Annotated in this window: 27 protein-coding genes and 1 riboswitch; of the genes, 7 read left to right on the top strand and 20 right to left on the bottom strand. The window is 48.9% G+C overall.

The annotated features are described in order from the left end of the window. Nucleotides 1-698 precede the first annotated feature (698 nt). On the top strand, nucleotides 699-1,280 hold the full coding sequence (locus ACSZLD_RS07815; RefSeq protein ID WP_444684833.1) for a biotin transporter BioY: 582 nt from the start codon (nucleotides 699-701) through the stop codon (nucleotides 1,278-1,280). 46 nt (nucleotides 1,281-1,326) lie between these two features. On the opposite strand, the gene ACSZLD_RS07820 is transcribed toward ACSZLD_RS07815, so the two are convergent. From ACSZLD_RS07820 to ACSZLD_RS07830, 3 genes are all read right to left on the bottom strand, one after another. Then, on the bottom strand, nucleotides 1,327-2,514 hold the full coding sequence (locus ACSZLD_RS07820) for a DctP family TRAP transporter solute-binding subunit (RefSeq protein ID WP_444684834.1): 1,188 nt from the start codon (nucleotides 2,512-2,514) through the stop codon (nucleotides 1,327-1,329). Nucleotides 2,515-2,578: 64 nt separating this feature from the next. After that, nucleotides 2,579-3,853: a TRAP transporter large permease gene (locus tag ACSZLD_RS07825; protein ID WP_444684835.1), complete on the bottom strand. Its 1,275-nt coding sequence runs from the start codon at nucleotides 3,851-3,853 to the stop codon at nucleotides 2,579-2,581. Nucleotides 3,854-3,882: 29 nt separating this feature from the next. Beyond that, the gene (locus ACSZLD_RS07830; protein WP_444684836.1) at nucleotides 3,883-4,461 is read right to left on the bottom strand and encodes a TRAP transporter small permease; all 579 of its coding nucleotides are present in this window, start codon (nucleotides 4,459-4,461) and stop codon (nucleotides 3,883-3,885) included. Nucleotides 4,462-4,913: 452 nt separating this feature from the next. Here ACSZLD_RS07830 and ACSZLD_RS07835 point away from each other — a divergent pair, with 452 nt between their 5' ends. Beyond that, complete coding sequence (locus ACSZLD_RS07835) at nucleotides 4,914-5,393, top strand: divergent PAP2 family protein (protein WP_377909703.1); 480 nt, start codon at nucleotides 4,914-4,916, stop codon at nucleotides 5,391-5,393. Nucleotides 5,394-5,447: 54 nt separating this feature from the next. On the opposite strand, the gene ACSZLD_RS07840 is transcribed toward ACSZLD_RS07835, so the two are convergent. The 3 genes from ACSZLD_RS07840 to ACSZLD_RS07850 form a co-directional block, all read right to left on the bottom strand. Then, entirely contained in the window at nucleotides 5,448-5,768 is a 321-nt protein-coding gene (locus ACSZLD_RS07840; RefSeq protein ID WP_377909702.1) for a YuiB family protein, read from the bottom strand. Nucleotides 5,769-5,839: 71 nt separating this feature from the next. After that, the gene (locus ACSZLD_RS07845; RefSeq protein ID WP_377909701.1) at nucleotides 5,840-5,965 is read right to left on the bottom strand and encodes a YuiA family protein; all 126 of its coding nucleotides are present in this window, start codon (nucleotides 5,963-5,965) and stop codon (nucleotides 5,840-5,842) included. 339 nt (nucleotides 5,966-6,304) lie between these two features. Further along, entirely contained in the window at nucleotides 6,305-7,513 is a 1,209-nt protein-coding gene (locus ACSZLD_RS07850; protein ID WP_377909700.1) for an NAD(P)/FAD-dependent oxidoreductase, read from the bottom strand. 358 nt (nucleotides 7,514-7,871) lie between these two features. On the opposite strand from ACSZLD_RS07850, the gene ACSZLD_RS07855 reads away from it, so the two are divergent. Continuing rightward, nucleotides 7,872-8,867, top strand: coding sequence for an NAD(P)/FAD-dependent oxidoreductase (locus ACSZLD_RS07855; RefSeq protein ID WP_377909715.1), 996 nt, complete (start codon nucleotides 7,872-7,874; stop codon nucleotides 8,865-8,867). A gap of 136 nt (nucleotides 8,868-9,003) precedes the next feature. Here the strand turns inward: ACSZLD_RS07855 and ACSZLD_RS07860 are convergent, their stop codons facing one another. Then, a complete protein-coding gene (locus ACSZLD_RS07860; protein ID WP_377909699.1) occupies nucleotides 9,004-9,354 on the bottom strand; it encodes a HesB/IscA family protein in 351 nt (116 codons plus the stop codon). Between the two features lie 183 nt (nucleotides 9,355-9,537). On the opposite strand from ACSZLD_RS07860, the gene mqnE reads away from it, so the two are divergent. Further along, a complete protein-coding gene (gene mqnE, locus ACSZLD_RS07865; RefSeq protein WP_377909698.1) occupies nucleotides 9,538-10,632 on the top strand; it encodes an aminofutalosine synthase MqnE in 1,095 nt (364 codons plus the stop codon). 47 nt (nucleotides 10,633-10,679) lie between these two features. Here the strand turns inward: mqnE and ACSZLD_RS07870 are convergent, their stop codons facing one another. Both ACSZLD_RS07870 and ACSZLD_RS07875 read right to left on the bottom strand, forming a co-directional pair. Further along, a complete protein-coding gene (locus tag ACSZLD_RS07870) occupies nucleotides 10,680-10,922 on the bottom strand; it encodes a hypothetical protein (protein WP_377909697.1) in 243 nt (80 codons plus the stop codon). A gap of 18 nt (nucleotides 10,923-10,940) precedes the next feature. Further along, nucleotides 10,941-11,177, bottom strand: a complete 237-nt coding sequence (locus ACSZLD_RS07875) for a YuzB family protein (RefSeq protein WP_444684837.1) — start codon at nucleotides 11,175-11,177, stop codon at nucleotides 10,941-10,943. A gap of 239 nt (nucleotides 11,178-11,416) precedes the next feature. On the opposite strand from ACSZLD_RS07875, the gene ACSZLD_RS07880 reads away from it, so the two are divergent. Then, complete coding sequence (locus ACSZLD_RS07880) at nucleotides 11,417-12,499, top strand: NAD(P)/FAD-dependent oxidoreductase (protein ID WP_377909696.1); 1,083 nt, start codon at nucleotides 11,417-11,419, stop codon at nucleotides 12,497-12,499. A 98-nt stretch (nucleotides 12,500-12,597) separates the two neighbouring features. Here ACSZLD_RS07880 and ACSZLD_RS07885 read toward each other — a convergent pair whose 3' ends face one another. Next, the gene (locus ACSZLD_RS07885) at nucleotides 12,598-12,900 is read right to left on the bottom strand and encodes a YuzD family protein (RefSeq protein ID WP_444684838.1); all 303 of its coding nucleotides are present in this window, start codon (nucleotides 12,898-12,900) and stop codon (nucleotides 12,598-12,600) included. Nucleotides 12,901-13,029: 129 nt separating this feature from the next. Here ACSZLD_RS07885 and ACSZLD_RS07890 point away from each other — a divergent pair, with 129 nt between their 5' ends. Next, nucleotides 13,030-13,266 carry a NifU family protein gene (locus tag ACSZLD_RS07890; RefSeq protein WP_168007589.1) on the top strand — a complete coding sequence of 79 codons (237 nt, stop codon included), beginning with the start codon at nucleotides 13,030-13,032 and terminating at the stop codon, nucleotides 13,264-13,266. 56 nt (nucleotides 13,267-13,322) lie between these two features. Here the strand turns inward: ACSZLD_RS07890 and ACSZLD_RS07895 are convergent, their stop codons facing one another. Genes ACSZLD_RS07895 through ACSZLD_RS07905 form a run of 3 tightly spaced genes read right to left on the bottom strand, consistent with a single transcriptional unit; the run spans nucleotide 13,323 to nucleotide 15,525 of the window. Next, nucleotides 13,323-14,303, bottom strand: a complete 981-nt coding sequence (locus ACSZLD_RS07895) for a 2-hydroxyacid dehydrogenase (protein ID WP_377909694.1) — start codon at nucleotides 14,301-14,303, stop codon at nucleotides 13,323-13,325. Beyond that, on the bottom strand, nucleotides 14,300-15,073 hold the full coding sequence (gene nucF / locus ACSZLD_RS07900) for a 5' nucleotidase NucF (protein WP_444684839.1): 774 nt from the start codon (nucleotides 15,071-15,073) through the stop codon (nucleotides 14,300-14,302). Before nucF ends, ACSZLD_RS07895 begins: the two co-directional genes overlap by 4 nt. Then, the gene (locus tag ACSZLD_RS07905; RefSeq protein WP_377909692.1) at nucleotides 15,070-15,525 is read right to left on the bottom strand and encodes a DUF86 domain-containing protein; all 456 of its coding nucleotides are present in this window, start codon (nucleotides 15,523-15,525) and stop codon (nucleotides 15,070-15,072) included. Before ACSZLD_RS07905 ends, nucF begins: the two co-directional genes overlap by 4 nt. A 168-nt stretch (nucleotides 15,526-15,693) precedes the next feature. Here ACSZLD_RS07905 and glpX point away from each other — a divergent pair, with 168 nt between their 5' ends. Next, nucleotides 15,694-16,665 carry a class II fructose-bisphosphatase gene (gene glpX, locus ACSZLD_RS07910; protein ID WP_377909691.1) on the top strand — a complete coding sequence of 324 codons (972 nt, stop codon included), beginning with the start codon at nucleotides 15,694-15,696 and terminating at the stop codon, nucleotides 16,663-16,665. 43 nt (nucleotides 16,666-16,708) lie between these two features. Here glpX and ACSZLD_RS07915 read toward each other — a convergent pair whose 3' ends face one another. The 7 genes from ACSZLD_RS07915 to ACSZLD_RS07945 all read right to left on the bottom strand — a co-directional run bounded on the left by ACSZLD_RS07915 (nucleotide 16,709) and on the right by ACSZLD_RS07945 (nucleotide 24,652). Next, nucleotides 16,709-17,020, bottom strand: a complete 312-nt coding sequence (locus ACSZLD_RS07915) for a YutD family protein (protein WP_377909714.1) — start codon at nucleotides 17,018-17,020, stop codon at nucleotides 16,709-16,711. Nucleotides 17,021-17,067: 47 nt separating this feature from the next. After that, nucleotides 17,068-17,952 carry a lipoyl synthase gene (gene lipA, locus ACSZLD_RS07920; RefSeq protein ID WP_377909690.1) on the bottom strand — a complete coding sequence of 295 codons (885 nt, stop codon included), beginning with the start codon at nucleotides 17,950-17,952 and terminating at the stop codon, nucleotides 17,068-17,070. A gap of 411 nt (nucleotides 17,953-18,363) precedes the next feature. Then, nucleotides 18,364-19,716, bottom strand: coding sequence for a sodium-dependent transporter (locus ACSZLD_RS07925; RefSeq protein ID WP_444685009.1), 1,353 nt, complete (start codon nucleotides 19,714-19,716; stop codon nucleotides 18,364-18,366). A 389-nt stretch (nucleotides 19,717-20,105) separates the two neighbouring features. Then, nucleotides 20,106-21,680, bottom strand: a complete 1,575-nt coding sequence (locus tag ACSZLD_RS07930) for a Na+/H+ antiporter NhaC family protein (protein WP_444684840.1) — start codon at nucleotides 21,678-21,680, stop codon at nucleotides 20,106-20,108. Nucleotides 21,681-21,754: 74 nt separating this feature from the next. Then, nucleotides 21,755-21,925, bottom strand: a riboswitch (Lysine riboswitch). 45 nt (nucleotides 21,926-21,970) lie between these two features. Beyond that, nucleotides 21,971-22,474 (bottom strand): type 3 dihydrofolate reductase, encoded by a 504-nt coding sequence (gene folA, locus ACSZLD_RS07935; protein WP_444684841.1) that lies wholly within the window; start codon nucleotides 22,472-22,474, stop codon nucleotides 21,971-21,973. Continuing rightward, nucleotides 22,471-23,265 (bottom strand): thymidylate synthase, encoded by a 795-nt coding sequence (locus ACSZLD_RS07940; protein ID WP_377909687.1) that lies wholly within the window; start codon nucleotides 23,263-23,265, stop codon nucleotides 22,471-22,473. Before ACSZLD_RS07940 ends, folA begins: the two co-directional genes overlap by 4 nt. A 13-nt stretch (nucleotides 23,266-23,278) precedes the next feature. Further along, nucleotides 23,279-24,652 carry a bifunctional metallophosphatase/5'-nucleotidase gene (locus ACSZLD_RS07945; RefSeq protein ID WP_444684842.1) on the bottom strand — a complete coding sequence of 458 codons (1,374 nt, stop codon included), beginning with the start codon at nucleotides 24,650-24,652 and terminating at the stop codon, nucleotides 23,279-23,281. Between the last annotated feature and the right edge of the window lie 6 nt (nucleotides 24,653-24,658).

Genomic DNA, 24,658 nt, shown 5'->3' on the forward strand with positions numbered 1-24,658 from the left:
CCTCCCGGTTTCCCGGTCGGTCAGAACGGAATCTGGCTAAAGATTCCTGTATTTCAAAAATTGACAGAGAATGATTCATTCTCTTTCCTTCTTCTTGTCTTTTGTTTAGTTTTCAAAGGGCCGTGTTGCTCGGCGTCGCTCGTTTTGGCGACTTTTTAATCATAGCATTTATGATGTTTCGTCGTCAATAACTTTTTTGGAAGAAAAGCGCTTTGTTTACTGCGGCTTCTCTCAAGCGACATTAAATAATATATCACGATAATAAATGGTTCGCAATAGATTATTTCATTTTTTGTATCTCTTTTTTACAAAGAAAAAAGCGCGTCTCGTTGACGGCCTTTCATATTTTAATTGCTGCCTGAAGGAAAGTCAATCACCATTCAAAATAAATTCACTTCTGATTCGTGTTTATCATTACTACTGTTTACTTAACAATTTGCCGTTCGGTCAATACACCTTTCAGTAGAGGATAAATGCTTTGTATTCATGATGCTCCGTGATTTCTTTACTCGACTGCTCCTCACCTCTTTTTAAATCTCCTTGTTCTAGTAGCTTCGATAATCGCCAGCGAGGTCCGCTTTACATCTTTATAAATTAGAAATAAAGAAAGAATTGACAAAACTGTGCTTTCATTTTACGATTTTGTTAACCTTACATAGTTAAACTGGTTAACAAATCGAAATGAAGGAGTGTTTACATTGAAACATTATTCAAAAGCACGAGCGATCACTTTTGCTGCTATGTTCATTGCGCTGATAGCAATTGGAGCCAATATGGCAGCTGTCGTAACAATCGGAGCTGTCCCGCTCACATTTCAAACCGTTGTGGCTGTCCTTGCCGGTCTCATTCTGGGCAAAAGGCTTGGAACATTCGCCATGCTCGGTTACATCCTGCTTGGTGCAGCAGGCGCACCGGTGTTCGCCGGCTTCTCGAGCGGCATGGCTGCGCTCGCCTCTCCTACGTTCGGCTTTATCTTATCCTTCCCGGTTATCGCCTTTGTAACAGGAATGATCTCAGAACGTTCGGCTTCTAGCACGAAGGCAGTCTACTTCACGGCAGGCTTAGCCGGGCTCGCAGCAAACTACGGCATTGGAGTACCATACGTTTACCTGCACTCCACCATTATTCTTGGCGTTCCGGATCTTGCATTTTGGGCGGTTGCTGCCGGGATGACTCCTTTCTTTATAAAGGATTTCATTCTTGTCTTTTTCACAGCGGCGCTTGCCGTGAAGCTGAAGCCTCATCATTCTTCGAGACCCGCTCTGCGGAAAGCAGCTTAATTGAAAAAAAACTCGCAGTCCGTTGAGGGACTGCGAGTTTTTTTTGTTATTCGTCTTCGTTATCTTCCGCATCTGCGTTGTCTGCTTCATTATCGCCGTCCGTTTCCGTCGGATCTTCGCCGGACATTTCAGCGATCTCTTCTTCAAGCATGTCGAGGATCATTTCCCCTTCTTCGCCGCCTTCTTCATCTCGATAGATGTCACGAACCGGGATCGCGAGTTCACGGAATGCATCACGCTCATCTTCAGAGAGTTCGTAAATTTCCGTCGGGTTCTCTTCATCGTCTTCGATCTGAGCAAGGAACTCTTCGTTCTGCTCTTCCTGAATATCAAAGCCGCGCTGACGCATTTCTTCTACTGCTTCATCAATAACCCCGCGAGTAGCATCATCCAGACCGTTGTAGAAATCCGGGTTTACCGTAGTCATCGTGACGTACATGTTGTGGTTGGATATCGTCATATGGTCCTGAACCTCGTTAAAGTTTGCATCCGCGATAAAGAAGATCGGGTTCTCCTGTCCATCTACTGCTCCCTGCTGGAGACCTGTATACAATTCACCCCAGCTCATTGCAGTCGGGCTTGCTCCGTACGCGCGGTAAGATTCCAGAATGAGTGGGGATTCCTGCGTGCGCATCTGGAAGCCCTGGAAATCATCCGGTGTACGCAGCTCTGAATTACCCGTCCACTGCATCGCACCCTCCGTCCAGAACGACAGCGGCATAATACCCTGCTCTTCGTAACGGGCTGCAAGGTGATCATTGATCGCTTCTGATTCGTTCAGGATGTCCTGATTCACTTCCTGGTCGTCGGTAAAGAGAAATTGCAGAGCGAAAATATTTCCTTCCGGTACAAGTGTTCCAGTAAAGCCTGGAGAGATAATCGCAAATTCAACGATACCGTCTGTCAGCTGTTCAACCTGATCGACCTCACTTCCGAGTGCACCAAATTCATACACGTCAATTTCCAGCGCGCCATCTGATTTTTCACTGACAAGTTCTGCAAATTCTTCTGCATAGACGTACTGCACTTGTCCTTGTGTTTCTTCTACAACAAAACGCCACTGCTGTGGCTCAACGTCAACTGCTTCCCCATCTGCTGCTTCTTCGTTTCCGCCGGCATTATTGTCTGCGCCGTCATTGCCTTCGTTTCCATTACCTTCGTCATTGCCGCCGCAGGCAGCAAGCACGAGACTAAGCGACAGAGCACCTGTAATCAGTCCAGTCTTTTTCATCATAAAGTAATACCCCCAAATAAAATGTAATTAATATTTTAAAAATACTTCCTGCTCTTCCTGCTGATTAAAAGATATTCAGCAGGAAGAGAGAAATATCTTCAAACAGTATAACGAGCACCGAAATAATCAGCAGCATGATAATGTAAGGCGGCGTCCCCCTGATAACGTCCAAATAGGACTTGTTGAACACCGCACTGGCGGTGAAGATATCCACCCCGAACGGCGGCGTTGCCGAACCCAGTGCTGCCTGGAAAACGATGACGACACCGAGATGAATCGGATCGACTCCTGCAGCTGTTGCTATTGGCGCAAAAATTGGTGTCAAAATGAGAATGACGACGATCGGATCGACAAACATACACCCGATAAAGAAAAAGATTGCAACGATAATCAGCACGTTGAGTGCAGTCGGATCCGCCGGCAGAACGGCGTCTGTCAGCATCCCCGGAATACGGGCAAACGAGATGACCCACGAGAACGCCTGGCCTCCTGCAACGAGCACGAAAACGGCTGCTGTTACGATTCCCGATGACAATGCAATATTCGGTATTTCTGTTAATTTAATCGAGCGGAAAATGAATACTTCCAGAATCAGCGCATACAGCACGGAAATTCCGGCGGCCTCAGTCGGCGTAAACTGACCTGTATAAATACCGCCGATAATAATGATCGGAAACCCAAGAGGCAGAAGTGCTTTTAGGGTCACGTCCCCTCTATCTTTCCAAGGCAGTTTTGGCGCAAGCGGTATGTTAAGAATCTTCGCGTAAATATAAGAGTAAACAGCGAAAAAGATAAAAATAAGTACACCAGGGCCGATACCTGCGATAAACAAGTCTCCAACTGAAGCGTCTGCTACAAGCGCATAGATAATCATTCCGATACTCGGCGGAATAAGCAGTGCGACGTCGCTGGAGTTAATAATCAAAGCGATTGCGCTTGAATCCTTATAACCTACTTTTAACAATCGTTCACGCATTGGCTTACCAATTGCTACAACGGTAGCCTGCGTTGAACCTGAAATAGAACCAAACATTGTACAAGCTGCAGCCGTGGTAATCGCATACCCGCCGCGAAGATGTCCGACGAAGGCGCCAACGAAGTCCAGAAGCTTCTGGGAGGTGCGCCCCGACGTCATGATGTCGGCCGCGAAGATAAACAGCGGGACGGCAATCAGTACATAGGAAGATATCCCTTCCACCATCTGCTGGATCATAATGGTCGGCTCAAGCCCATCCATGAAAAAGAGGATGATGATGAGCGGTCCTGCAATGAGCGGTATCATCATTGGAAAGCCCAGCAGGAGCAGAAGCACCATGACCCCTAATAATGTCCAAAGCATAGCATGTTCCTCTCTGCCTCTATGCGGCTTTACTGTTCACTATAGTCTTTTTTGTCCTGAGCAAGATAAATTTCTTTGTTAACGAGATTGATCCACATATTCCGTAAAAACTGAATTCCTCCGAGGAAGCACCCGATTGGAATAGCGACTACCATCAGCCAGAAAGGAAATCCGATTGCTGCAGTCGTTCTCCCGCTGACGTAAATACCGTGCGTGTACAGTACCGCGTAGTAGCCGACAGCAAACAGGACAATTGCGGTGACAAACGGAATAATGATCGCCAGTGTTTTTTTCACTTTCCGAGGTGAAAGGTCGAAAAACGCTGACATACTGATGTGCCGTCCCTTACGAGCTGCATAGCTGATCCCGATAAAGCTTGCCACGATAACAGACAATCTGCTGAGCTCAGCCGCAAAAAACCAGCTGTCTCCTGTGATCATCCGGAAAATAACATTTCCGAATGTCAGGACGGAGATTGCGATAATTGACCACTTCAAAATGAACAGTTCAACCGAATGGAGCGCAGAGTCCAGAAAGAGCAAGACCTTCCGCACGATACCCCACACCGCGATAAGTGCAGCCCCGAGCCATTGCATACCCTTTTTCAAATGCCCATCCCCCCTTCTATTGTTCATGATAGTATTTCGCTTTCATGCTTTATATATCCTTCTAAAAAGAAGAAAGGAAACAAGTTTGATGTTGTTTCCTTTTCACTCACGGTACCTATATAGTATGTAGAGCATGCTCAAAAGTACCGTCAGTACTCCTATTAAATAGGATAATACAAGGCACGCCACACCTCAAAAACGGTATGCCCTCTTTTTCAGCCAAAATACCTGCTCAGAACGACTTACGATGGGACATCTGTCCACAACGCAATATTCAGGCACATGCCGCCTTGATTGCCAAATTCCCGATCTGACATTTTTTTAAACATTTGTTCCGCAATCTTCGTTTTTTATCCAACAGAAGAAAGCCCCGTTTTTGCACGGGACCCTTGTGGTATACTAAACTGTACAAAGTCCAACGATGCTGAAACGGAGAAAGGACGATCCGACCGATGGAGTTTTTTGCAAATATCCCGCTGTTAATTGCATTATTTACAATCGGGTTTGCCCAGTTTATTAAAGTACCTCTGCAGTACATTGCGACACGAAAAGTCGAGTGGGAGCTCTTAACGAGCACCGGCGGCATGCCGAGTTCTCACTCCGGAGCTGTAACAGCCCTGGCTACGGCACTTGCGATTGAATACGGGTTCGACTCGCCTTACTTTGCTATCTCAGCGATCTTTGGGATTATCGTAATGTTTGATGCGACAGGCATCCGCCGGCATGCCGGCTATCAGGCTACTGTCGTGAATCAGCTCGTAACCGATTTTAATAAGTTTAGCGAGGAAATGAAGCATTGGCCGGATAAACAGGCTGAAGAAAAGCGCAACGAATTAAAAGAGCTTCTCGGGCATCAGCCGATTGAAGTATTCTTTGGCGGCCTGCTGGGTGTCGTTATTGCGATTACATTTTATATGTTATTTCCCGTTTAAAGGGGCTCGAACAAAAAAACGGACCGGCATTCCGCCTGGTCCGTTTTCGACGTTCTAAAACATTTGATAGCCTCTTACACGCAGCATACGAATCGCAATGCCGGCTAAGATAGCTCCGATCATGCCTGCAGACAGGATGACGATGTCGGAGATCGCAAGAGATGCCAGACTGCTGCCGACGTTTGAAAAGGTGTTAACCGGTGACGTGAATACGCTGAAGAAGCCGATATCCGTAACGAGAAAGATGATGACGAGCGGGTAGAGCACAGCCATCACCCACGTGGAGCGGAGCAGCATATTCAAAATAAAGCCGATGCCAAAAAATAAAACAAAGTAGAGCAGAACAGCAATAATGAGCTGTGGAATGGATAGCACGGTGATGTTCCCCTTTCTTTCAGTCAAAATCAGTGTACTGAATAGAAAGCGAAACGTCAATCACTTGCTATTTATTGAGGTCTTCCGGACCCCCCGCAAGCCGGGCATGTTTCCGTGCCACCGAGTAAAAGCTGATGATACCCTTTCCCTGAACAATACGGACACTGTGTTCTTTTCGTATGCTTACGCTGATACATGCTTTATCTCTCCCTTTATAATTATCTGATATTTCTGATAATATATCAGATTATCTGACAAAGGCAAAACTTCTTTATCGCTTAAAAGCGTTCATGTAAGCGTCATCATAACGTGTTTCCTGCTATATTGTAGTATTTTCGCACGTTTTCACTTCTTTTTTGCCCAGGGGAATTTTAACTCTATGCCTCTGCCAAATCGGAGCATCTTGCGAAGTTCCAGCAGACAGCAGGAGGAAAGCGAGCATCTGCACATACAGGCAGATGTAAAGATATTGATCTGCCGACACTCTAAAAAGAGGCTGTCCGTCAGACGGACAGCCTCTTTAATAGAAACGTATTTTAAAACATTTTCAGCTTTCCTTTTTTAATGACGAGCGGCATGCCGCCGAGAAGGAACAAATAGCGGTTGTCGATCATCTTTTTGACAACAGAAGCTGAGTTGCCGTAAATCTTGCGTTTACCGACAACGCCGATTGCTTCTTTGCCGCCAAGGGAAGCAACAGTTCCTTTAATATCAGGCTTGAACGTTTCAAGCTCTTTTTTGCCTTCGACGAGTGCTTTCAGATTGTTGGCAGTCGTATATGCCTGCTGAATCGCAATCTGAGCTGTCGGAGGATACGGACGCTCTGTTTCTTCATTAATAATAAGTGCACAGTCGCCGATTACGAAAATATCGTCATTTTCCGGGCTGCGCAGATCATCGGTTACTTTAATGCGTCCGCGCATCGCGTCAAACCCGGACTTGTCGACAACCGGATTGCCGCGCACACCCGTTGTCCATACGATCGTATTCGTTTTAATTTCAGAATCATCGTTTAACACAACGCTGTTTTCACGAACTTCCTTAATTGGTGTATTAATCATGAATTCTACACCGCGGGACTCCAGCACGTTCATCGCATACTCTACCAGCTCTTCGTCAAAGCCCGGGAGTGCAGTCGGTGCTGCTTCTACTGAGATCAGGCGGACCTTCTCACGCGGAATATCATATTCTTCGCACAGCTCAGGAATGCGGTCGGTCATTTCCCCAACGAACTCAATTCCTGTAAAGCCTGCACCTGCTACGACAAACGTCAGCGTCTCATCGAATTTCTCATCCTGCTTATTGTAGCTGGCAAACTGATAGTCGATATGCTCTTTGATGAGGCGGACAGAGTTTACACTGCGGATAGAAAAGGCATGCTCCTGAACACCTGGGATACCAAACGTTTCCGGAATCGATCCGAGGCCGAGTACCAGATAATCGTAATCGATCACAGAGTCCTTCAGCACTACTTTTTTCTCGTCGCGCTTGATCTCTACTACAGAGTCTTTAATGAAGTTAATTTTTTTCGTATCAATAACGTCATCGATCTTCATGCGCGTCTGGTCATGATGCATCGTTCCTGCTGCCGGCTCATGCAGCCACGTCGTCTGATAATGGTAGTTGTGCTTGTTCACAAGAGTAACTTCCGCATCTTTGACGACCGTTGACTTCTGCAGGCGGGCTGCTACGATCATACCGCCGTAACCGGCACCGAGAATGACTATTTTCGGCTTATTCTTCATTCCACTCACTCCAGTCGAATAATTTTCAGCTTCATCTCCCGCTCTGCAAGTAAGAGAAGAAGATCAATAGAATGTGATTTTATTCACGTACTATGGCAAAAAGAAACGCAGTTGAAGATGAGCTGCACGTGATTCATCCATGTTAAGGTAAAACCCTCTACAATCATAGGACGTTTAAAGCTGCATTTCAACTACTTTTTGAACATTGTCTGAACTATTTCATCTATAGTGTCTATTCTAACGTTTTCGGGTCGTTCGTACAAGAAAAGCGCTGTTTTACAGGCAGGCGCCTTTTCTTTCCTCCGCATAGCGTCTATAATAGGTTCGTACAATCAATAACACGGAGGTGCTGATGAACGTGTCACACGAACGGGAAGTATACGATATTACGATAATCGGCGGCGGGCCCGTCGGATTATATACGGCATTTTACGCAGGACTTCGTCAAATGAAGGTGAAAATCATTGAAGCTATGCCTCAGCTCGGAGGACAGCTTTCCGCACTTTATCCGGAGAAATACATTTATGATGTTGCCGGGTATCCGAAGGTGCGGGCCCAGGAGCTGGTCGACAACTTGACCGATCAAGCGATGCAGTTTGACCCTGAAGTCATACTGGATCAGTCTGTTCAGGACGTTGAAAAGGACGCAGAAGGTGTTTTTACGCTTCGTACGGATAAAGATGAGCATTACACGAAAACAGTCGTGATTGCCGCAGGCGTCGGTGCATTTCAGCCGCGCCGTCTGAAAATTGAAGGTGCTGAACAGTTTGAGGACGCCAACCTGCACTACTTTGTGAACGACATCAACCAATTTGCAGGTGACCGCGTTGTTCTTGCAGGCGGCGGAGATTCAGCCGTTGACTGGACGCTGATGCTTGAAGATATCGCTGAGGAGGTCACGATTGTCCATCGGCGCGATAAATTCCGGGCGCACGAGCACAGCGTCAGCCAGATGGAAGATTCCGAGAAAATCAACATCAAGACACCGTTCAGCGTAGAAGAGCTGCATGTAGAAGACGGCAAGATCAAAAGCGTTACGCTTAAACACAAGGATGGCGAAGTTACGGAGCAGGTCGATATTGATTCGCTCATCGTCAACTACGGATTCGTTTCAAACCTCGGTCCAATCAAAACGTGGGGGCTCAATATTGAGAAGAATTCAATTGTCGTCGATTCCAACACAGAGACAAACATTGAAGGCATCTACGGTGTCGGTGATATTGTCACGTATGACGGCAAGGCGAAACTGATCGCGACCGGCTTCGGTGAAGCTCCAACTGCCGTAAACAAAGCGAAGGTTCTGATCGATCCGAAAGCAAAAGCAACCGCGGGCCACAGCACGAGCCTCTTTTAATTAACAAGCGCTCCCTTCTTTCAAGAAGAGAGCGCTTGTTTTCCTTTCCAGGAGCTTTTCCATGCAGGATCGAAACGTGACGTTACCTGTCTAAAAAGAGCGGCCCCTTTAACAGGACCGCTTCTTTATTGATCTATTAGCAATTTTCCGGCGTTCCGGCGTTCGTTGCTGTACGGAATGATGCACCGCAGCCGCAGTTGGCAATGGCATTCGGATTGTCGAGCGTAAATCCGCCGCCCATCATGTTCGTTTTATAATCGATCGTGACACCATCGAGCATTGGTGCACTTTCATTATCTACAACAAGCTTAATATCATTTACTTCAAGTGTCTGGTCATCATCATGAACATCGGATTCAAAACCCATTCCGTAGGACAGACCTGTGCATCCTCCGCCTTGAACGCCGACACGCATGTAGTTAGCTTCATCGTTCTGCTCCATCATCGTTTTGATTTGAGCAGTTGCCGCTTCCGTAATGGTAATCATGCGGATTCCTCCTTCTAAAAGCTGGTTTGTGTCTTTAGTATATCAGCCGTCCCCCCTCACCCGCAAATGTGCCGTTCAACGGTTCTGTTTGGCAACCCGCAACAGAAGGTGATAGAATAAAGGAAGTTTCGTACTGCGAAGCGCATGTACGTGTTACTTTACTAAAGGCAGGGGATTGAGATAATGAGTACCATCATAGTGGATGATCAGCTGCATGAGATACGGGAAAAGATAGAGCGCGGAGAACGTTTGACGATCGAGGACGGGTTGAAGCTGTATGAAACGCCGGATCTTCTCGGCGTTGCCCAGATGGCAAATATGGTGAATGACCGAATTAACGGAAACAACGTTTACTTTATCGAGAATTTGTATATTAATCCGACCAACGTCTGTGAAGCAAGCTGTGCGTTCTGCGGCTTCAAGCGTAAGCCGGGTGAAGAAGGCGCTTATACAATGCATGAGGAAGAACTGCTGGACTACGTGCAGAAGCGCTGGAATGATAATATTCAGGAATTTCATATTGTCGGAGGCCACAACACCGACGTTCCGTTCGATTATTATCTGAACACCGTTCGTACACTGAAAAAGCATTACCCGAACGTCACGATCAAAGCCTACACCGGTGCAGAGATTGAGTTCTTTGCGCGTCACTCCAACCAGACGATGCGCCAGGTTCTTGAACAGCTGCAGGAAGCCGGTCTTGATACCCTTCCAGGCGGCGGCGCTGAAATTCTTACAGAGAACTACCGTGCAAAGATGAGCCCGGACAAGGCTTCTACAGATCAATGGCTGGAGGCGCACGAAATTGCCCATGATCTCGGAATGAAGACACATGCTACCATGCTTTACGGTTCAATCGAATCGAAAGAAGAACGTTTGATTCACATGGACCGGCTGCGTCAGCTGCAGGATAAAACGAACGGCTTTATGGTATTTATTCCGCTGGCCATGCAGCCTCGTAAAGCAACAGCCGGTCTGAAACGACGCACGTCTGCTTACGATGATCTGCGTACAGTCGCAATCAGCCGTCTGATGCTCGACAACTTCGACCACATTAAAGCGTACTGGATTAACATTGGGGTTCAGCTCACGCAGATGTCCCTCACCTTCGGCAGCTCCGACATTCACGGCACGCTGATCGAAGAACGGATTTCTCACTCCGTTGGTGCCCTGACGTCTCAGAGCCTGACACGCAGTGAGCTCGTTCACATGATCAAAGGGGCAGGAAAAACACCTGTAGAGCGCGATACCTTCTATAACGTTATTAAAACGTACTAAAAAAAGACCGGCCTGGATTCTTTCCAGCGCCGGTCTTTCCGCGTGTTTTATGCTTTTCGCAACGGTTCATCCGCCCAAAAGTAGTCGTCATCAGCCTCCAGAATCACCATGGTGCTGCGGCAGCAAGGCAAATTCAGCCTTGTTTTGACCCCTTCACGAGCCCGTTTCAATGTCGACTGTTTCATGTGCGTTAACACGCTCGATGCGCCGCAGTAAGGACACTCATCCACGTACACGTCTCCCATTTGAATTTCGTATGGCCACGTATGGTCGAACGGAATTACTTTCACCAGTGTTCTCCCCCCTCATTAAAACATCGGGTTTTCTTCGAGGTGCTGATAAATATTATGCAGGAGTTCATCATTTGTATCACCAACGACCATATCGCCGTTCACAAGTGCATAGCGGTTACGTGCGCACATCCCGCAGTAGCTGAGACATCCATATTCGATCACATCGAGATCCGGGTCTTTTTCGAGCTCCTCCATTACTTGCTGGGTCCCGCTGGCGAGGTTGCTGACGCAAAATTCTATGATTGGTTTCATTCTTTCTCACCTCACAGCTGTTGTATCTTTGTATATGCTACGTCCCTGCCCTGTCATTTGTCAACAATCACGTTTTATCACTGCAGGATTGGCAGGTTAAACGCTTTCACTATTTATTGTAGTTCCCCTTAAAAACTGGTATATTGAAACTGGTGTTGAAAATAATTAACTAAGTTCAGAAGAGAGAAGCGATGTGCAGCCGTTTTTTCTCCTTTTGCACGATGGAAAGGGGTGATCCCGTGCATCATCTTGTTGTATTAGGTGGTGGCTACGGAGGGCTTCGCGTCATCCAGAGATTATTAGCCGATAAAGAAGTGAACGATGTTAAAATAACTCTGGTCGAGCGGGAAGCGTATCATAGTTTGAAGACCGAGTTTTATGCACTGGCAGCAGGTACAGTGGCAGACAGACACCTGCGAATTCCTTTTCCGGACGACGACCGTGTAGAGCATATTTGTGAAACTGTCACCTCAATTGATATTGAGGCGCAGCAGGTAGAGCTCAAATCCGGTAATGTCCTCTCCTACGATGACCTCCTCATCGGGCTCGGATGCGAAGATAAGCATCACGGTGTTCCCGGAGCCCAGGAAAAAACACTCAGTATTCAAAGCATGCGCCGCGCGCGCAAAACAAATCAGATCATTCAAAATGTACCGCATGGCGGAAGAGTCGCTATTGTGGGCGGCGGATTAAGCGGTGTGGAAACGGCAAGTGAACTGCGCGAGAGCCGGACCGATCTTGACATTCGTCTTTATGACCGCGGCGAGAACATTTTATCCATGTTTCCTCCCAAGCTGTACAATTACGTAACAGACTGGTTTATTGATAACAACATCACGATTATCAATCGAGCCAACATCACAGAGGTAGACTGGAAAACGCTGTATAACCACGGAGAGCCGGAAGAACTCGATGCCATCATCTGGACTGCCGGTATTCAGCCGAATAAGCTTGTACGTGATATTTCAGAGCGCCATCATCTGGAGACAGACCGGATCGGACGTGTTCAAGTGACAAAGTATCATACGATCCCCGGATTTGATAACGTCTTCATGGTTGGAGACTGCGCTGCCTCTGATCATGCACCGAGCGCACAGCTCGCCGAAGCACAGGGAGATCAGATTGCTGTTCTGCTCCGCCACAAGTGGAACGGTCAGCCTTATCCGGAAACGATGCCGAAGATGAAGCTTAAAGGCGTCCTCGGCTCGCTCGGAAAAAAGCACGGCTTCGGCCTCATGGGCGAACGTCAGCTGATCGGCCGGGTGCCCCGCGTACTGAAATCAGGTGTCCTTTGGATGTATAAACACCATTCAGGCTCCTGATACGTAAGCTCTATAACAGGCACAAGCCTGCCAGCAGCATGAAGCAGTCTATTGACCAAAAACGCACCGGCTCCATGCCGGTGCGTTTTTGCCTTCTTTTATTCGGGCTGTGCTTGTTCGATTGATTGGTACACCTGCGGCAGCCTCGGATCACCTTCTGCAATGACTTCTCCGTTTAATACGACGAGCGGATAGAAAAATTCGTCGTCCAAAATCCGTTCAGCATACGATTTTTCTTCATCGGATTCCGGTGCTTCTATATCCACGTAACGAAAATGTATCTCCCGGTCCGGATACTTTCTCGACACAGCGGCCTCAAGCCATTCCATCGTTTCTTTCGCGCTAGGCAGGTGGATACAGCTGGCACACTTTTGTTCAGCGCCATACACAGTTAATTTCATGCCTTCCCACTCCCTTTCCTGCCTTCATTTTACCATTTTCTAAAACGAGCCGGAAAGATTTTAAGCCTCATACATAGATTTTTAAACCGACTAATACTATAATGGGAACAAAGGAAAGGAGTGTATGTTATGACAACAGATACAATGGAGTCACAAGTTCAGGAAGTACTCGATAAACTGCGTCCGTTCCTTCTCCGTGATGGCGGTGACGTAGAGCTCGTAGATATTGAAGAAGGTGTGGTTAAAGTACGTCTTATGGGCGCCTGCGGTTCATGCCCAAGTTCAACAATCACACTGAAAGCTGGTATTGAGCGTGCCCTTCTTGAAGAAGTGCCTGGCTTTACTGAGCTTGAACAGGTATTCTAAATCACATACCGCATAGAAAAACGCTGCCGGTTCAGGCAGCGTTTTTTCATTGGTTGTCAGGGACTCTCCGGCTCATTAACCTGTGTGACAGCTCCGGCGCCATTCAAAACGCCTGCAATATTTCGGGCGGCCAGTCGAATCATCTCGTTTCTCGTGCTGGTCGTAGCACTCCCGATATGCGGCAGAGCGGTGACCTGAGGCAGTGTCAGCAGCGGATGTGAGGAGCGAATCGGTTCGTCTTCAAATACATCCAGCCCCGCACCTGCCAGCTCGTGATGCTGGAGCGCGTCAAACAGGGCCTCTTCATCAACGAGCGGACCTCTGCCGATGTTGATCAGATGGGCTGTCGGCTTCATTATGGCAAGCTCTTCACGGCTGATCATATGTTTCGTTTCCGGTGTCAGCGGTGCTGTCAGTACAACAAAATCGCTGTTTCGCAGTAGGTCCTCTTTCTCCCGGTACACGACGCCGAGCTCCTGCTCCGCCTGTTGTTTACGTGAGCGTGTGTGGTAGCCTACCTTCATGCGAAAGCCTGATGCTCTGGCTGCGACGGCTTCCCCGATACGCCCCATTCCAATAATACCGAGCGTCGCTCCGTATACATCCGCTCCTGCAAACATATACGGGCCCCACTGAGTCCATTTATCGTCTTTGATGTAGCGCTCTGCTTCTGTAACCCTGCGCGCCGAAGCCATCAGCAGCGCAAAGCCCAGATCGGCTGTCGCTTCCGTTAAGACATCCGGGGTATTGCAGACAGCAACCCCTCGTTTGCTGCATGCCTCAACGTCAATATTATCAAACCCGACCGCAAGATTAGCTGCTGCTTTTAAGCGGGGCGCGTTCTCCAGCAGCTCTTTATCCACACGGTCACTCAGCATCGTCAGCAATGCGTCTGCTGAAGCGGCTTTCTCCAGCAGAACATCGCGTGGCACCGGTTCGTCAGCTTTTTCCCAGCATTCCACCCTGGCATGCTTTCGAAGCTCCTGCAGGTGTTCATCCGGCAGCTTTCTCGTCACGTACACATACGGCTTTGTCATTTCGTTTCCACACTCCATTCATCAAGCGTTGTTACGGTAAAATCAGGACGCTGCTTCTGCCATGCCCGATCTTCAGGACGGGTGAAACCCGAAAATACGAGCAGTGTCGCAATCCCGGCACGTATCCCCGCCATGATATCCGTCTCGTAGTTATCCCCGACCATGACTGTCGCGGCAGGAGGCGTACCGAGACGCTTCATAGCCTCTTCCATAATAATCGCTTCCGGTTTCCCGATAAACGTCGGCTCCACACCTGTCGACACGTGAACGACAGAGGTCAGTGACCCGTTACCCGGAAGCATCCCGCGCTCTGTCGGCACAGCTTTATCTGCGTTTGTTGAAACAAACATCGCTCCGCCTCGAACCTCTAAACAGGCTGCAGCCAACTTTTCATAGGTTATCTGTCGATCGATTCCCATAACGACAGCATCGGCGCGTTCCGATACCCTGCTGTGTCCTGCAGCATCTAGTGCGGAGAGCAGACCGTGTTCTCCGATCGCATAGACGTTCAGAGCTCCGTGTTTTCGCTTTAAATAAGAAGCACATGCTTCTGCTGATGTCATTACCTGGGAAGCTTTTGCCTGAATCTCCATTTCCTGCAGCTTTTCTGCAATTTGTTCCGGTGTTTTGGAGGAATTGTTTGTGACAAACAAATAAGGAATCCTGGCGTTAACAAGTCTGTCTACCAGTTGTTTTCCTGCATCAATACGCTCTGTGCCCCGATACATGGTCCCGTCGAGGTCGAGCAGGTATCCGTCAAACTGCCTCATGAGCGATCCTCTTCCTCAGGCAGGAAGGCGGAAACCGGACCCAGCTCGTTCGTCAAATACGTCCGGACACGACCGGGAAACGATTCAACCGCCCGTTTACCGGCATCTGCCTTTTTCGTCAGCTCGTCCAGATTTGTTCTTGTATATTCCTGCAGCAGCTGCTTCCGGAGCGGCAGCAGCTTTTCGATGCTGTCTGCTTCTTCTTGATTCACCACTTTCTCATCCAGCAGGATCGCCACAATGTCTTCGAAGCTGCCCGGATCGCGCATAATAAAGCCGTCAATCATTTGATTGCCCACATCCATCATCGTTTCCACTATCATATGAGCCGCCCGCTCAAATGCAAGCTTCCCTTCGATGGTGTCCGCTCTCGAGTCGCTGTAAAGGTAATCGGTTAGTTCTTCCATGTACTGAAGCCGTTCTTCTATTAGCTTGCGATCGACAAAATACATAACGTTGACCTCCTAATTAGTATGTTACATTGAAAGCGCTAAATCGAAATATTCATCATTTATTGGCTGATTATCGTTTTAATTGTATGTATTGTTTGATACTATAAATAAGGATTTACATAACGATTCTATTATACATGTTTTCATGAATGATTTGGAGGAATGAGAATGGACAGGGAACTGGCACTGGAAGTCGTACGAGTTACTGAAGCAGCGGCACTTGCATCGGCTCAATGGATGGGAAGAGGACTGAAAAACGAAGCAGATGACGCAGCAACGACAGCGATGAGAGATATGTTTGATTCCGTCAACATGAATGGAACCGTCGTGATTGGGGAAGGCGAACTGGACGAAGCACCGATGCTGTATATTGGCGAAAAGCTCGGCACCGGAAACGGGCCTGAGGTTGACATTGCCGTCGATCCGCTTGAGGGGACGAATATCGTGGCAAAAGGACATCCGAACGCTATGGCCGTGATTGCTGTCGGAGACCGCGGTACGCTGCTTCATGCACCGGATATGTATATGGAAAAACTCGTCGTCGGTCCGGAAGCAGCAGGCCTGGTCAGATTGGACGATCCGATTGAGAAGACGATTGACATCGTTGCGAAAATGAACGATAAACGGGTTCGTGACGTCACCGTAATTATTCAGGAGCGGGAGCGCCATGCCGACCTTGTCCGGCGCGTACAGGAAAAAGGAGCTCGGGTAAAGCTGTTTGGAGACGGCGATGTGGGAGCCTCGATCGCCACCGTTATGCCTAGGACAGGTATCGATTTATTTGTTGGAACCGGCGGCGCACCGGAGGGCGTGATTTCTGCTGCGGCGATCAAAGCGTTAGGCGGAGACATGCAGGCACGGCTTGTTCCGCACAATGACGACGAATTTGAACGCTGCGTGAGCATGGGTCTTGCGGATCCCCGCTGCCTGCTGGGACTGGACGACCTCGTAAAGGGAGAAGACGCCATCTTTGCCGCAACAGGTGTATCAAGCGGGGAACTGCTGGAAGGAGTACGCTTTCTGGGACAGGATCTCGTTGAAACCGATACGATCGTTATGCGGGCAAAGACGGGGACGGTGCGCTTTATTAAAGCCCATCACCGTCTTAACCGTAAGCCTCACCTTCAGGAAACGGAATAAACGAACAAGCACGTCCGGATCAGCTGATCCGGACGTGCTTGTTTTATGCTTGCTCTGCTTCCTGCTTATTCTCCCGGCTTTCCTGCTGCTTAGCGCTCGTTTTTTTCAGCACAAAGTAGGCGCAGCCGAAATTACAGTATTCATAAATGTACTCCTGTAAAAAGCTGATTTTCGTATCAGGTGACGATTTACGATGCTGTTCCTCAAAGAAACCTTTTAGTCGAAGCTGCTCGTAGCCCCAGTCCCCTACAATATAATCGTATTTGTTTAAAATATCGCTGTAGCGGTTTTTAAAAGCTTCTTCATCCCAACCGTCCCGTACGTCTTCTACGATTTCATACGTATTGCCTGACATGGTAATCAACGGCTTCACCTGCCTTTCTGCTGCCTGGGCACCAGTGATTAAGCATTAGCCTGTGCTGCATTTACCTGCTCATCTGCATGGTAGGAAGAGCGAACGAGAGGTCCTGCTTCACAGTGCTTGAATCCTTTGGAAAGTGCGATTTCTTTCAGTTCTGCAAATTCTTCCGGAGTCCAGTATTTTTTGATTTTTAAGTGAGACTTTGTCGGCTGCAAATATTGGCCGATCGTCATAATATCCACATCTGCTGCGCGCAGATCGTCCATCACTTCGATAATTTCTTCTTTCGTTTCACCGAGACCAATCATAAGACTGGATTTCGTTGGAATCGCCGGATTGAGCTCCTTTGCTTTCTTTAACACACCGAGCGTTCGGTCATACGTAGCTCGAGCACGCACGCGCGGCGTCAGACTGCGGACCGTTTCAATGTTGTGATTGAAAATTTCCGGCTTCGCATCAATCAGCGTTTTGACGTTCTCTTCTTTACCGCCCATATCAGAAGGAAGCACTTCAATGCTCGTATTCGGGTTCATCGCACGCACCTGCCGCACGGTTTCCGCAAACACTGCTGCCCCGCCGTCACGAAGATCGTCGCGCGCTACAGCTGTAATGACGACGTGCTTGAGTCCCATGACCTGAACAGACTCTGCTACTCGCTGCGGCTCATCCCAGTCAAGCTCATTCGGCAGACCTGTTTTTACTGCACAGAAGCGGCATGCTCTCGTGCACACATCCCCTAAAATCATAAACGTTGCGGTTTTACGCTCTGCCCAGCATTCGTGAATGTTCGGACACTTCGCCTCTTCACACACTGTATGCAGGCGCTTCTCTCTCATCAATTTCTTTAATCCTTTATACGACTCGTTCGTATTCAGCTTTATCTTCAACCACTCGGGCTTACGCAGATACTCCTCCTGCTTGGCCATAGAAGCTCACGCCCCTTCATTAGATTCATTATTACTTTACCATAATAATGCATTCTTCTCCAAGGCGAGGAGTGTGATTTATTTGAGAACTCGTTCCTTTTTCCTGCACCATCCTCCGGCAGCTGATCCATCCGTTCATAGAAGATAACGTTCTTGGTCAAAATAAGCCTTTCCCACCTGAAACCTCTTTAAACGTACAAAGCTGCTGGAACTGCTGCTCTTTTAAGAGCGTGTACAGCGGTCACCCTGAGAAAGAACCGAAGAGAAGCCCGAGGCAGGCTAGGTAAGCAAAGAGGAATACAACCAGACGAATAATCAGGATAGCTGATAGACTTTGTCAACAGCCTGAAAAGAGCAGCCCCTGAAGAAGGGCCGCTCTTTTGAAATATGCTGATTTAGTCCAGGCTTTTTTTAGGCTCCGAAAATATTCTGGAACAAGATCCAGGCGATTCCGATTGGGGCAACGATTCGAAGCATCCAGAGCCAGAGAACGCCGAATGGCGAGTTCGTCAGACCAGTTTCCTTCAGTGCATCAACCTGGTTCCAGCCCCATCCGACGAACAGCGCTACGATCATTCCAGCTAGAGGAAGCGTATACTGGTCCGTGATCGTATCGATCAGATCAAGGAATGGCAGTCCGAAGAATTCGAACGTGAGCGGTCCGCCCTGGCTGAGTGCTGACGGGATACCGAATACGGTAACCGCAATACCTGCAAGAAGCGTTGCTTTACGACGGTTCCAGTTCAGCTGGCGCATCACATACGATACGCTTACTTCCAGCAGGGAAATCGCAGAAGACAGCGCAGCGATTGCGACCAGGAAGAAGAAGAAAATCCCAAAGATCGTACCTGCTCCGCCCATCTGGTTGAATACTTCCGGAAGTACGATAAAGATCAGACCAGGGCCATCGTCCGGCTCTACGTTTGCAAACGTGAATACCGCAGGGAAAATCACGATACCTGCGACGATCGCAAACAGCGTATCAAGCGTCACAACACTACCCGCTGCCGTCGTCAAATTCGCTTCACGAGACAGATAGCTGCTGTAGGTGATCATTGCACCCATACCGAGTGAGAGCGTAAAGAATGCTTGTCCAACAGCAGAGGACCATACCCCAGGCTCTGCAAACGCGGACCAGTCCGGTGTGAACAGGAAGGCAAGACCTTCGCCTGCGCCGTCAAGGGTCAGACTGTAAACAGCTAAGAAAATAAGGATGATGGCAAGGAGCGGCATGAAGATTTTATTCGACAGCTCAATCCCCTTCTTAACGCCGAAGAAGACAATTCCGAGTACAAGGGCCATGAAGATGACCTGCCAGACAACCGGTGCTGCAGCTCCGCCGATAAAGGTCACGAAGAAGTCAGCGTAGTTGCCTTCCCCTACTCCAGTTGCCTGTCCAGTCAGATAGGCGAAGAAGTAGTAAACAACCCAGCCGGCAATAACGCCGTAAAAGGACAAGATTAAAAAGGACGTCAGCACCCCTAGGATACCACCGATGACCCAAGGTTTCCCTGGTGCAATATTGTTGTAGGATCCGACTACATCAGACTGTCCGCGGCGTCCGACGGAAAATTCCGCAAGCAGGACCGGCAGCCCGATCAGGAAGATACACAGCACATAAATGAGCAGAAAAGCGGCACCCCCGCTTTCGCCGGCGACATAGGAAAAGCGCCAGATATTTCCGAGTCCGACGGCGGACCCAACTGCCGCAAGGATAAAGCCAAGTTTCGTTGCAAATTGTTCTCGTTGATTGGTAACCACGATGAAATCCCTCCCTCTCTATTTATCGAACCATGGTACGCTATTCGTATGATCTCCCCCTGATACTTCCCTCCTTATCGATTTCCATAATTAATCAAAAAAGGCTTCTTTGCTATTTCATTATAATTATATAATGGAAAATTGTCAAAGACTTTTCTGAATATTTCTTTTATGTAGAAAATTGAAATTATCGTTAGTATATCAACGTTTTCGACGGGTTTCTACACGTTTTGCAGTATCCTCATGGAAAATTAATTATTTTTTTCTCATAATGTATACAAGCGCGTATAAACACCGTTATACGAGGACTGTATCGTAACGAGCCAACCTTCATGAAAAAACGAGTGTCTTTCCGCAGGAACACGGAAAAACACTCGTTGAGGGTTTCGGTTTTATGATATTGCGGCAGAACGATCATCTAACCGCTTCGTGTAGATACGAATGCCGAACAGCAGCAGCGCCAGCATCCCGGCTCCGGCAGCGAGCCCAAGCAGCGTGCTGCCCGTAAGGCCGAGCACGAGGAATGAGGCGGATGCCGTGACACCGATTAGAAGCGCATACGGCAGCTGCGTGAGCACGTGATCGATGTGATGACTCCCTGCACCTGCTGAGGACAGAATGGTCGTATCCGAAATCGGCGAGCAGTGATCTCCAAAAATGGATCCGGCCAGAACAGCCGCCAGCACTGGCAGCATGAGCGTAATATCAACAGCCGCAGCGATATCTCCGGCAATCGGCAGCATGATGGCGAATGTGCCCCAGGAAGTTCCTGTGCTGAATGCCATAAATCCTGCAAGTACAAACAGCAGAACTGGAAGCAGCGCCGCTGGAATAAAGGTATCCACCTGTGATGCCAGGTACTCCCCTGTTCCGAGCGCATCAATGACTTCAATAATCGTCCATGCAAACACGAGAATATATACAGCCGGAAGCATCGACTTTACCCCGCTCCAAAGTCCGAGTCCGATCTGAGAAACACGGATACGGCGGAAGAAAGCGAGGATGAGCGCAGATGCAAAGCTGATTAACCCGCCGTACAGCAGTGCAGCAGCGACGTCTGTGTTTTCAAACACAGCCAGGATGCTGGCTTCCCCTTCCGTTCCTTGAATGCCGGTGATGACCATAAACAGAACGGTTGCTCCGATAAGAATTAAAATGGGGATAACTAGATCGGCAACCTTCCCATCCGTTTGCGGAACAGTCTCTTCGTTTTCGCCGGGTATAGCCCCGCGGGAACGGTCTACCAGTTCACCTGTTTCGATTGCCCGGTGTTCATGTTTACGCATCGGTCCAATATCCAGCTTCCAGTAGGCGACGGCAAATACGGCAATGATCGCAAATACCGCATAGAAATTCATCGGTGCAATCATCAGAAATGCCTGCAGCGATCCATACTGGGCTACGCCATGAGTGGCCAGAATCCCCCCGATAATCGTGATGATGTACGCACCCCAGCTGGAAACCGGTGATATAACGCACATCGGCGCTGCTGTCGAATCGACGACGTAAGCAAGCTTCGCCCGGGAAATACGATGCCTGTCCGTCAACGGTCTGCTGACGTTCCCGACCGTTAAGCTGTTGAAATAATCATCAATAAAGATGATGATGCCAAGGAAGCCAGCAGTGAACTGTGCTCCTGCCCGGGTTTTCACACGCGCAAGCGCCCACTCCCCAAATGCACGGCCACCTCCGGTGATCGTGATAAGAGCTGCGATCATCCCCAGCAGAAAGAGAAACAGAATAATATAAAATTCCCACGTATTCACCCCGTCAGCTGTCCAGAAAATCGACGTGACGGTTCCTGCTATATCGGCAATGGCCGCATTTACAAACATATCCTCTGTCTGATGCACCATCAGCGCACCGACAATAATCCCTGCTCCGAGTGACAGCAGCACACGCTTTGTAATCAGTACAAGTACGAGTGCGAGCACCGGCGGCAGCAGTGATAAAATTCCATGTTCCACGTTCGTCATCCTCCCTTTTATCCATACAAAAAGAGCAGGGGAAGCCCCTGCTCGTTGTATCACAGTTGATTCCTCCGTCAGGCAGCTCTCCACAGTTCCCTGTGACAGTGCTTTATCTGTTCAATAAAGCCCCAGCTGAATGAACCGGCTGTCCATTCGCTTCGGCAGCATTGCCTTTCCTGAATCGTCCCTGCCCTGCCGGACTCGGATTCAGTACTGATCGCAGCTGCTCCTCCACCTCACATGACGTGAGGTATCTACCATTTATTCATTATGACTGTGGAATCATATCACAGATTCTGACCGTCTTCAACCACTCTCTCCAAAGTCTGAAAAGTGTGAGGATGCTGATTTTTCTCATCCATCTGACCGTTCATCTCCGCTGTAACGGCCCATTCCTTTTCGTCGAATGGAGGAAAGAACGTATCGCCTTCAAACGAAGCATCGATGCGTGTCAAATACATACGTGCCGCATAAGGAAGAAACATTTCGTACAGCTCTGCTCCCCCCATGATGACGATTTCTTCGTCTTCCGCTGCGAGTGCCAATATGTCATTCATATCGCTGATCGTTTCGATTCCTTCATGCGAAAAAGAAGCGTCGCGCGTCAGCACGAGGTTACGCCGTTTCGGGAGAGGTCTGCCGATTGATTCAAACGTCTTACGCCCCATCACGACCGTTTTATGCAGCGTCGTCTGCTTGAAAAAAGCTAGATCGCCCGGCAGCTTCCACGGCATGCCCCCGTCCTTACCGATGACCCTGTCCCGATCCATGGCCGCAATCATCGAAATCATACCGACACCTTCCCTTTAATCGCAGGGTGCGGATCATATCCGGACAGCTCAAAGTCTTCGAACGTAAAATCTTCGATTCGCTTTACATCCGGGTTGAGCTTCATGATTGGCAGCGGGCGCGGATCGCGCGAAAGCTGCTCTTTTACCTGCTCTACATGATTATTATAAATGTGCACATCGCCAAACGTATGCACAAAATCCCCTGGCTTCAAGCCGCATTCCTGAGCGATCATCATTGTCAGGAGCGAGTAGGAACCGATGTTAAACGGCACCCCCAAAAACACATCCGCCGACCGCTGATACAGCTGGCAGGAAAGTCTGCCGTCTGCCACATAAAATTGAAACAGGCAGTGGCATGGTGCAAGCGCCATTTCATCAAGCTCTCCTACGTTCCAAGCGTTCACGACCATTCGACGTGAATCCGGATTCGACTTAATCGTGTCAATCACGTTCCGCAGTTGATCGATTTGTCTGCCATCCGGCGCCGGCCAGCTTCTCCACTGCCGGCCGTAGACGGGACCAAGGTCCCCATCGTCACCAGCCCACTCGTTCCAAATTCGTACGCCGTTCTCCTGCAGGTACTTCACGTTTGTATCACCTTTAATGAACCAGAGCAGCTCATAGATCATCGCCTTTACGGCCATTTTCTTTGTCGTCACAAGTGGAAAGCCTTCTTCTAAATTCATGCGCATCTGATAGCCGAATGTGCTGATCGTTCCTGTACCGGTCCGGTCTTCTTTAGCAGTTCCGTTCTCTAAAACGTGTCTGCACAGATCGAGATAGGTTTTCATGAGAATCCTCCTTTTATTTCGTCACCGGCGATGCCTTGCCGTACGTCTTTTCCAGCTTCCAGGCAAGTACATCCCGCAAAAATTCCGGCATAAAGTACTGTTTTGAATGGAGATCATTCATCAGCGGATATAAATGGCTGAACGTAAATAGATCCGGAACAGCCAGGCTGTAGATACGGCGGTCTTCAATCAGCCGCTCGGCATCTCCATTTATGAGGCCCTCCCTGCCATAAAAAGATGTCATTCCAAGCACTTTCCCGCGAAAGCCGTAGCCTCGCAGACGGTAGTGAATCATCGTTTCTTCATTGGAAAGACGGATGATTTTCTTTAAATCGGTTCCCTCGATTTTTACGACAGCAGGGTTGATTGGATGAGGACAGATTTGATGGAGATGATGTCGCGTGACCTGGCCTGCAGGCAGGCTGTTTAACAGCAGTCCGGCATTGAACATAGCTGCATCTGCGCTGCACCACTCACGAAGGCCCTCTGCGGCAAGTGCGGTAAGCGAGGACGGTTCATACCAGGAAACGTGCAGCGCTTCAGGCAGTTCAGCGACCGGATGATAAAGCTGAGGCAGTGCTTCTGCTTCCAGCCGCTCCAGATGACGCCCGGTTTCGCCATCCCCCCGGATGCCCTTTACTTCATGAGTGTGAATATGCTTGACACGCGCCGGACTGCCGCTTTCTGTTTCGATCGTAATTTCGCCAATATGGGAAGCGGAACGTCCGCACTGGTGAATCCACGTTTGATGATGCAGCTCGCCATTCTCCAGAACATGATGCGTATGGGCTCCGAGTATCACCGAGATAGCTGGAAACGCCTCTGCTAGTTCGCGGTCAAGCCGAAGTCCGAGGTGGGATAAACAGATGATGCCGTCAGCATGCCGGCTCATCTCAGGGAGAAGCTCGCCCATCTCCTGCAGTGGGTCTTCCACTTTCCATCCGAGCTCCTCATAAAACTGATAAAACGGAATGGTTAATCCAACGACCGCAAGCCGGTAGCCATCCGGGAGTGTGTAAAGCTCCCACGGCTTGCACCAGGATGGACGATTACCATCCGGATGGTACAGGTTGGCTACGAGTACATCAAACTCTGCTCGTTCATAGAGAGATTCAAGTGCCGCTTTCGGCAGTGTGATGCCTTCGTTATTACCGATGGTCACTGCGTCATAGCGCATCTCGTTTAACAGCTCCGTGTTTCCACGACCCATCAGGCCTTCTGTTAACGGGTGCACCCGGTCGCAGTGATCGCCTATATCATAAAGGAGGACATGCTCACCTCGCTCTTCTGCTGCTTTCCGTTTCACCTTCAGCAGGGCAGCAGCAGCAGGCCACTGGTCCAGCTCGCTGTGAAGATCATTTGTATGCAGAATCGTTACTGTTGCCACGCCGGG

This window comes from Alkalicoccus luteus (genome assembly GCF_052061695.1).
Taxonomy (GTDB): domain Bacteria; phylum Bacillota; class Bacilli; order Bacillales; family Salisediminibacteriaceae; genus Alkalicoccus; species Alkalicoccus luteus.

Excerpts from the sequence above, each read along its gene's own strand:
- ACSZLD_RS07905 (WP_377909692.1), bottom strand. The coding sequence starts at position 15,525 with ATGTATTTTGTCGATCGCAAGCTAATAGAAGAACGGCTTCAGTACATG.
- ACSZLD_RS07825 (WP_444684835.1), bottom strand. The coding sequence starts at position 3,853 with ATGCTTTGGACATTATTAGGGGTCATGGTGCTTCTGCTCCTGCTGGGC.
- ACSZLD_RS07915 (WP_377909714.1), bottom strand. The coding sequence starts at position 17,020 with ATGTCAGGCAATACGTATGAAATCGTAGAAGACGTACGGGACGGTTGG.
- ACSZLD_RS07850 (WP_377909700.1), bottom strand. The coding sequence starts at position 7,513 with ATGAAGAATAAGCCGAAAATAGTCATTCTCGGTGCCGGTTACGGCGGT.
- ACSZLD_RS07895 (WP_377909694.1), bottom strand. The coding sequence starts at position 14,303 with ATGACAAAGCCGTATGTGTACGTGACGAGAAAGCTGCCGGATGAACAC.
- lipA (WP_377909690.1), bottom strand. The coding sequence starts at position 17,952 with ATGGCCAAGCAGGAGGAGTATCTGCGTAAGCCCGAGTGGTTGAAGATA.
- ACSZLD_RS07845 (WP_377909701.1), bottom strand. The coding sequence starts at position 5,965 with ATGTATCAGCGTAAGCATACGAAAAGAACACAGTGTCCGTATTGTTCA.
- ACSZLD_RS07820 (WP_444684834.1), bottom strand. The coding sequence starts at position 2,514 with ATGATGAAAAAGACTGGACTGATTACAGGTGCTCTGTCGCTTAGTCTC.
- ACSZLD_RS07940 (WP_377909687.1), bottom strand. The coding sequence starts at position 23,265 with ATGAAAACCTATCTCGATCTGTGCAGACACGTTTTAGAGAACGGAACT.
- ACSZLD_RS07890 (WP_168007589.1), top strand. The coding sequence starts at position 13,030 with ATGACAACAGATACAATGGAGTCACAAGTTCAGGAAGTACTCGATAAA.
- mqnE (WP_377909698.1), top strand. The coding sequence starts at position 9,538 with ATGAGTACCATCATAGTGGATGATCAGCTGCATGAGATACGGGAAAAG.
- nucF (WP_444684839.1), bottom strand. The coding sequence starts at position 15,073 with ATGAGGCAGTTTGACGGATACCTGCTCGACCTCGACGGGACCATGTAT.
- ACSZLD_RS07835 (WP_377909703.1), top strand. The coding sequence starts at position 4,914 with ATGGAGTTTTTTGCAAATATCCCGCTGTTAATTGCATTATTTACAATC.
- ACSZLD_RS07885 (WP_444684838.1), bottom strand. The coding sequence starts at position 12,900 with ATGAAATTAACTGTGTATGGCGCTGAACAAAAGTGTGCCAGCTGTATC.
- ACSZLD_RS07875 (WP_444684837.1), bottom strand. The coding sequence starts at position 11,177 with ATGAAACCAATCATAGAATTTTGCGTCAGCAACCTCGCCAGCGGGACC.
- glpX (WP_377909691.1), top strand. The coding sequence starts at position 15,694 with ATGGACAGGGAACTGGCACTGGAAGTCGTACGAGTTACTGAAGCAGCG.
- folA (WP_444684841.1), bottom strand. The coding sequence starts at position 22,474 with ATGATTTCGATGATTGCGGCCATGGATCGGGACAGGGTCATCGGTAAG.
- ACSZLD_RS07860 (WP_377909699.1), bottom strand. The coding sequence starts at position 9,354 with ATGATTACCATTACGGAAGCGGCAACTGCTCAAATCAAAACGATGATG.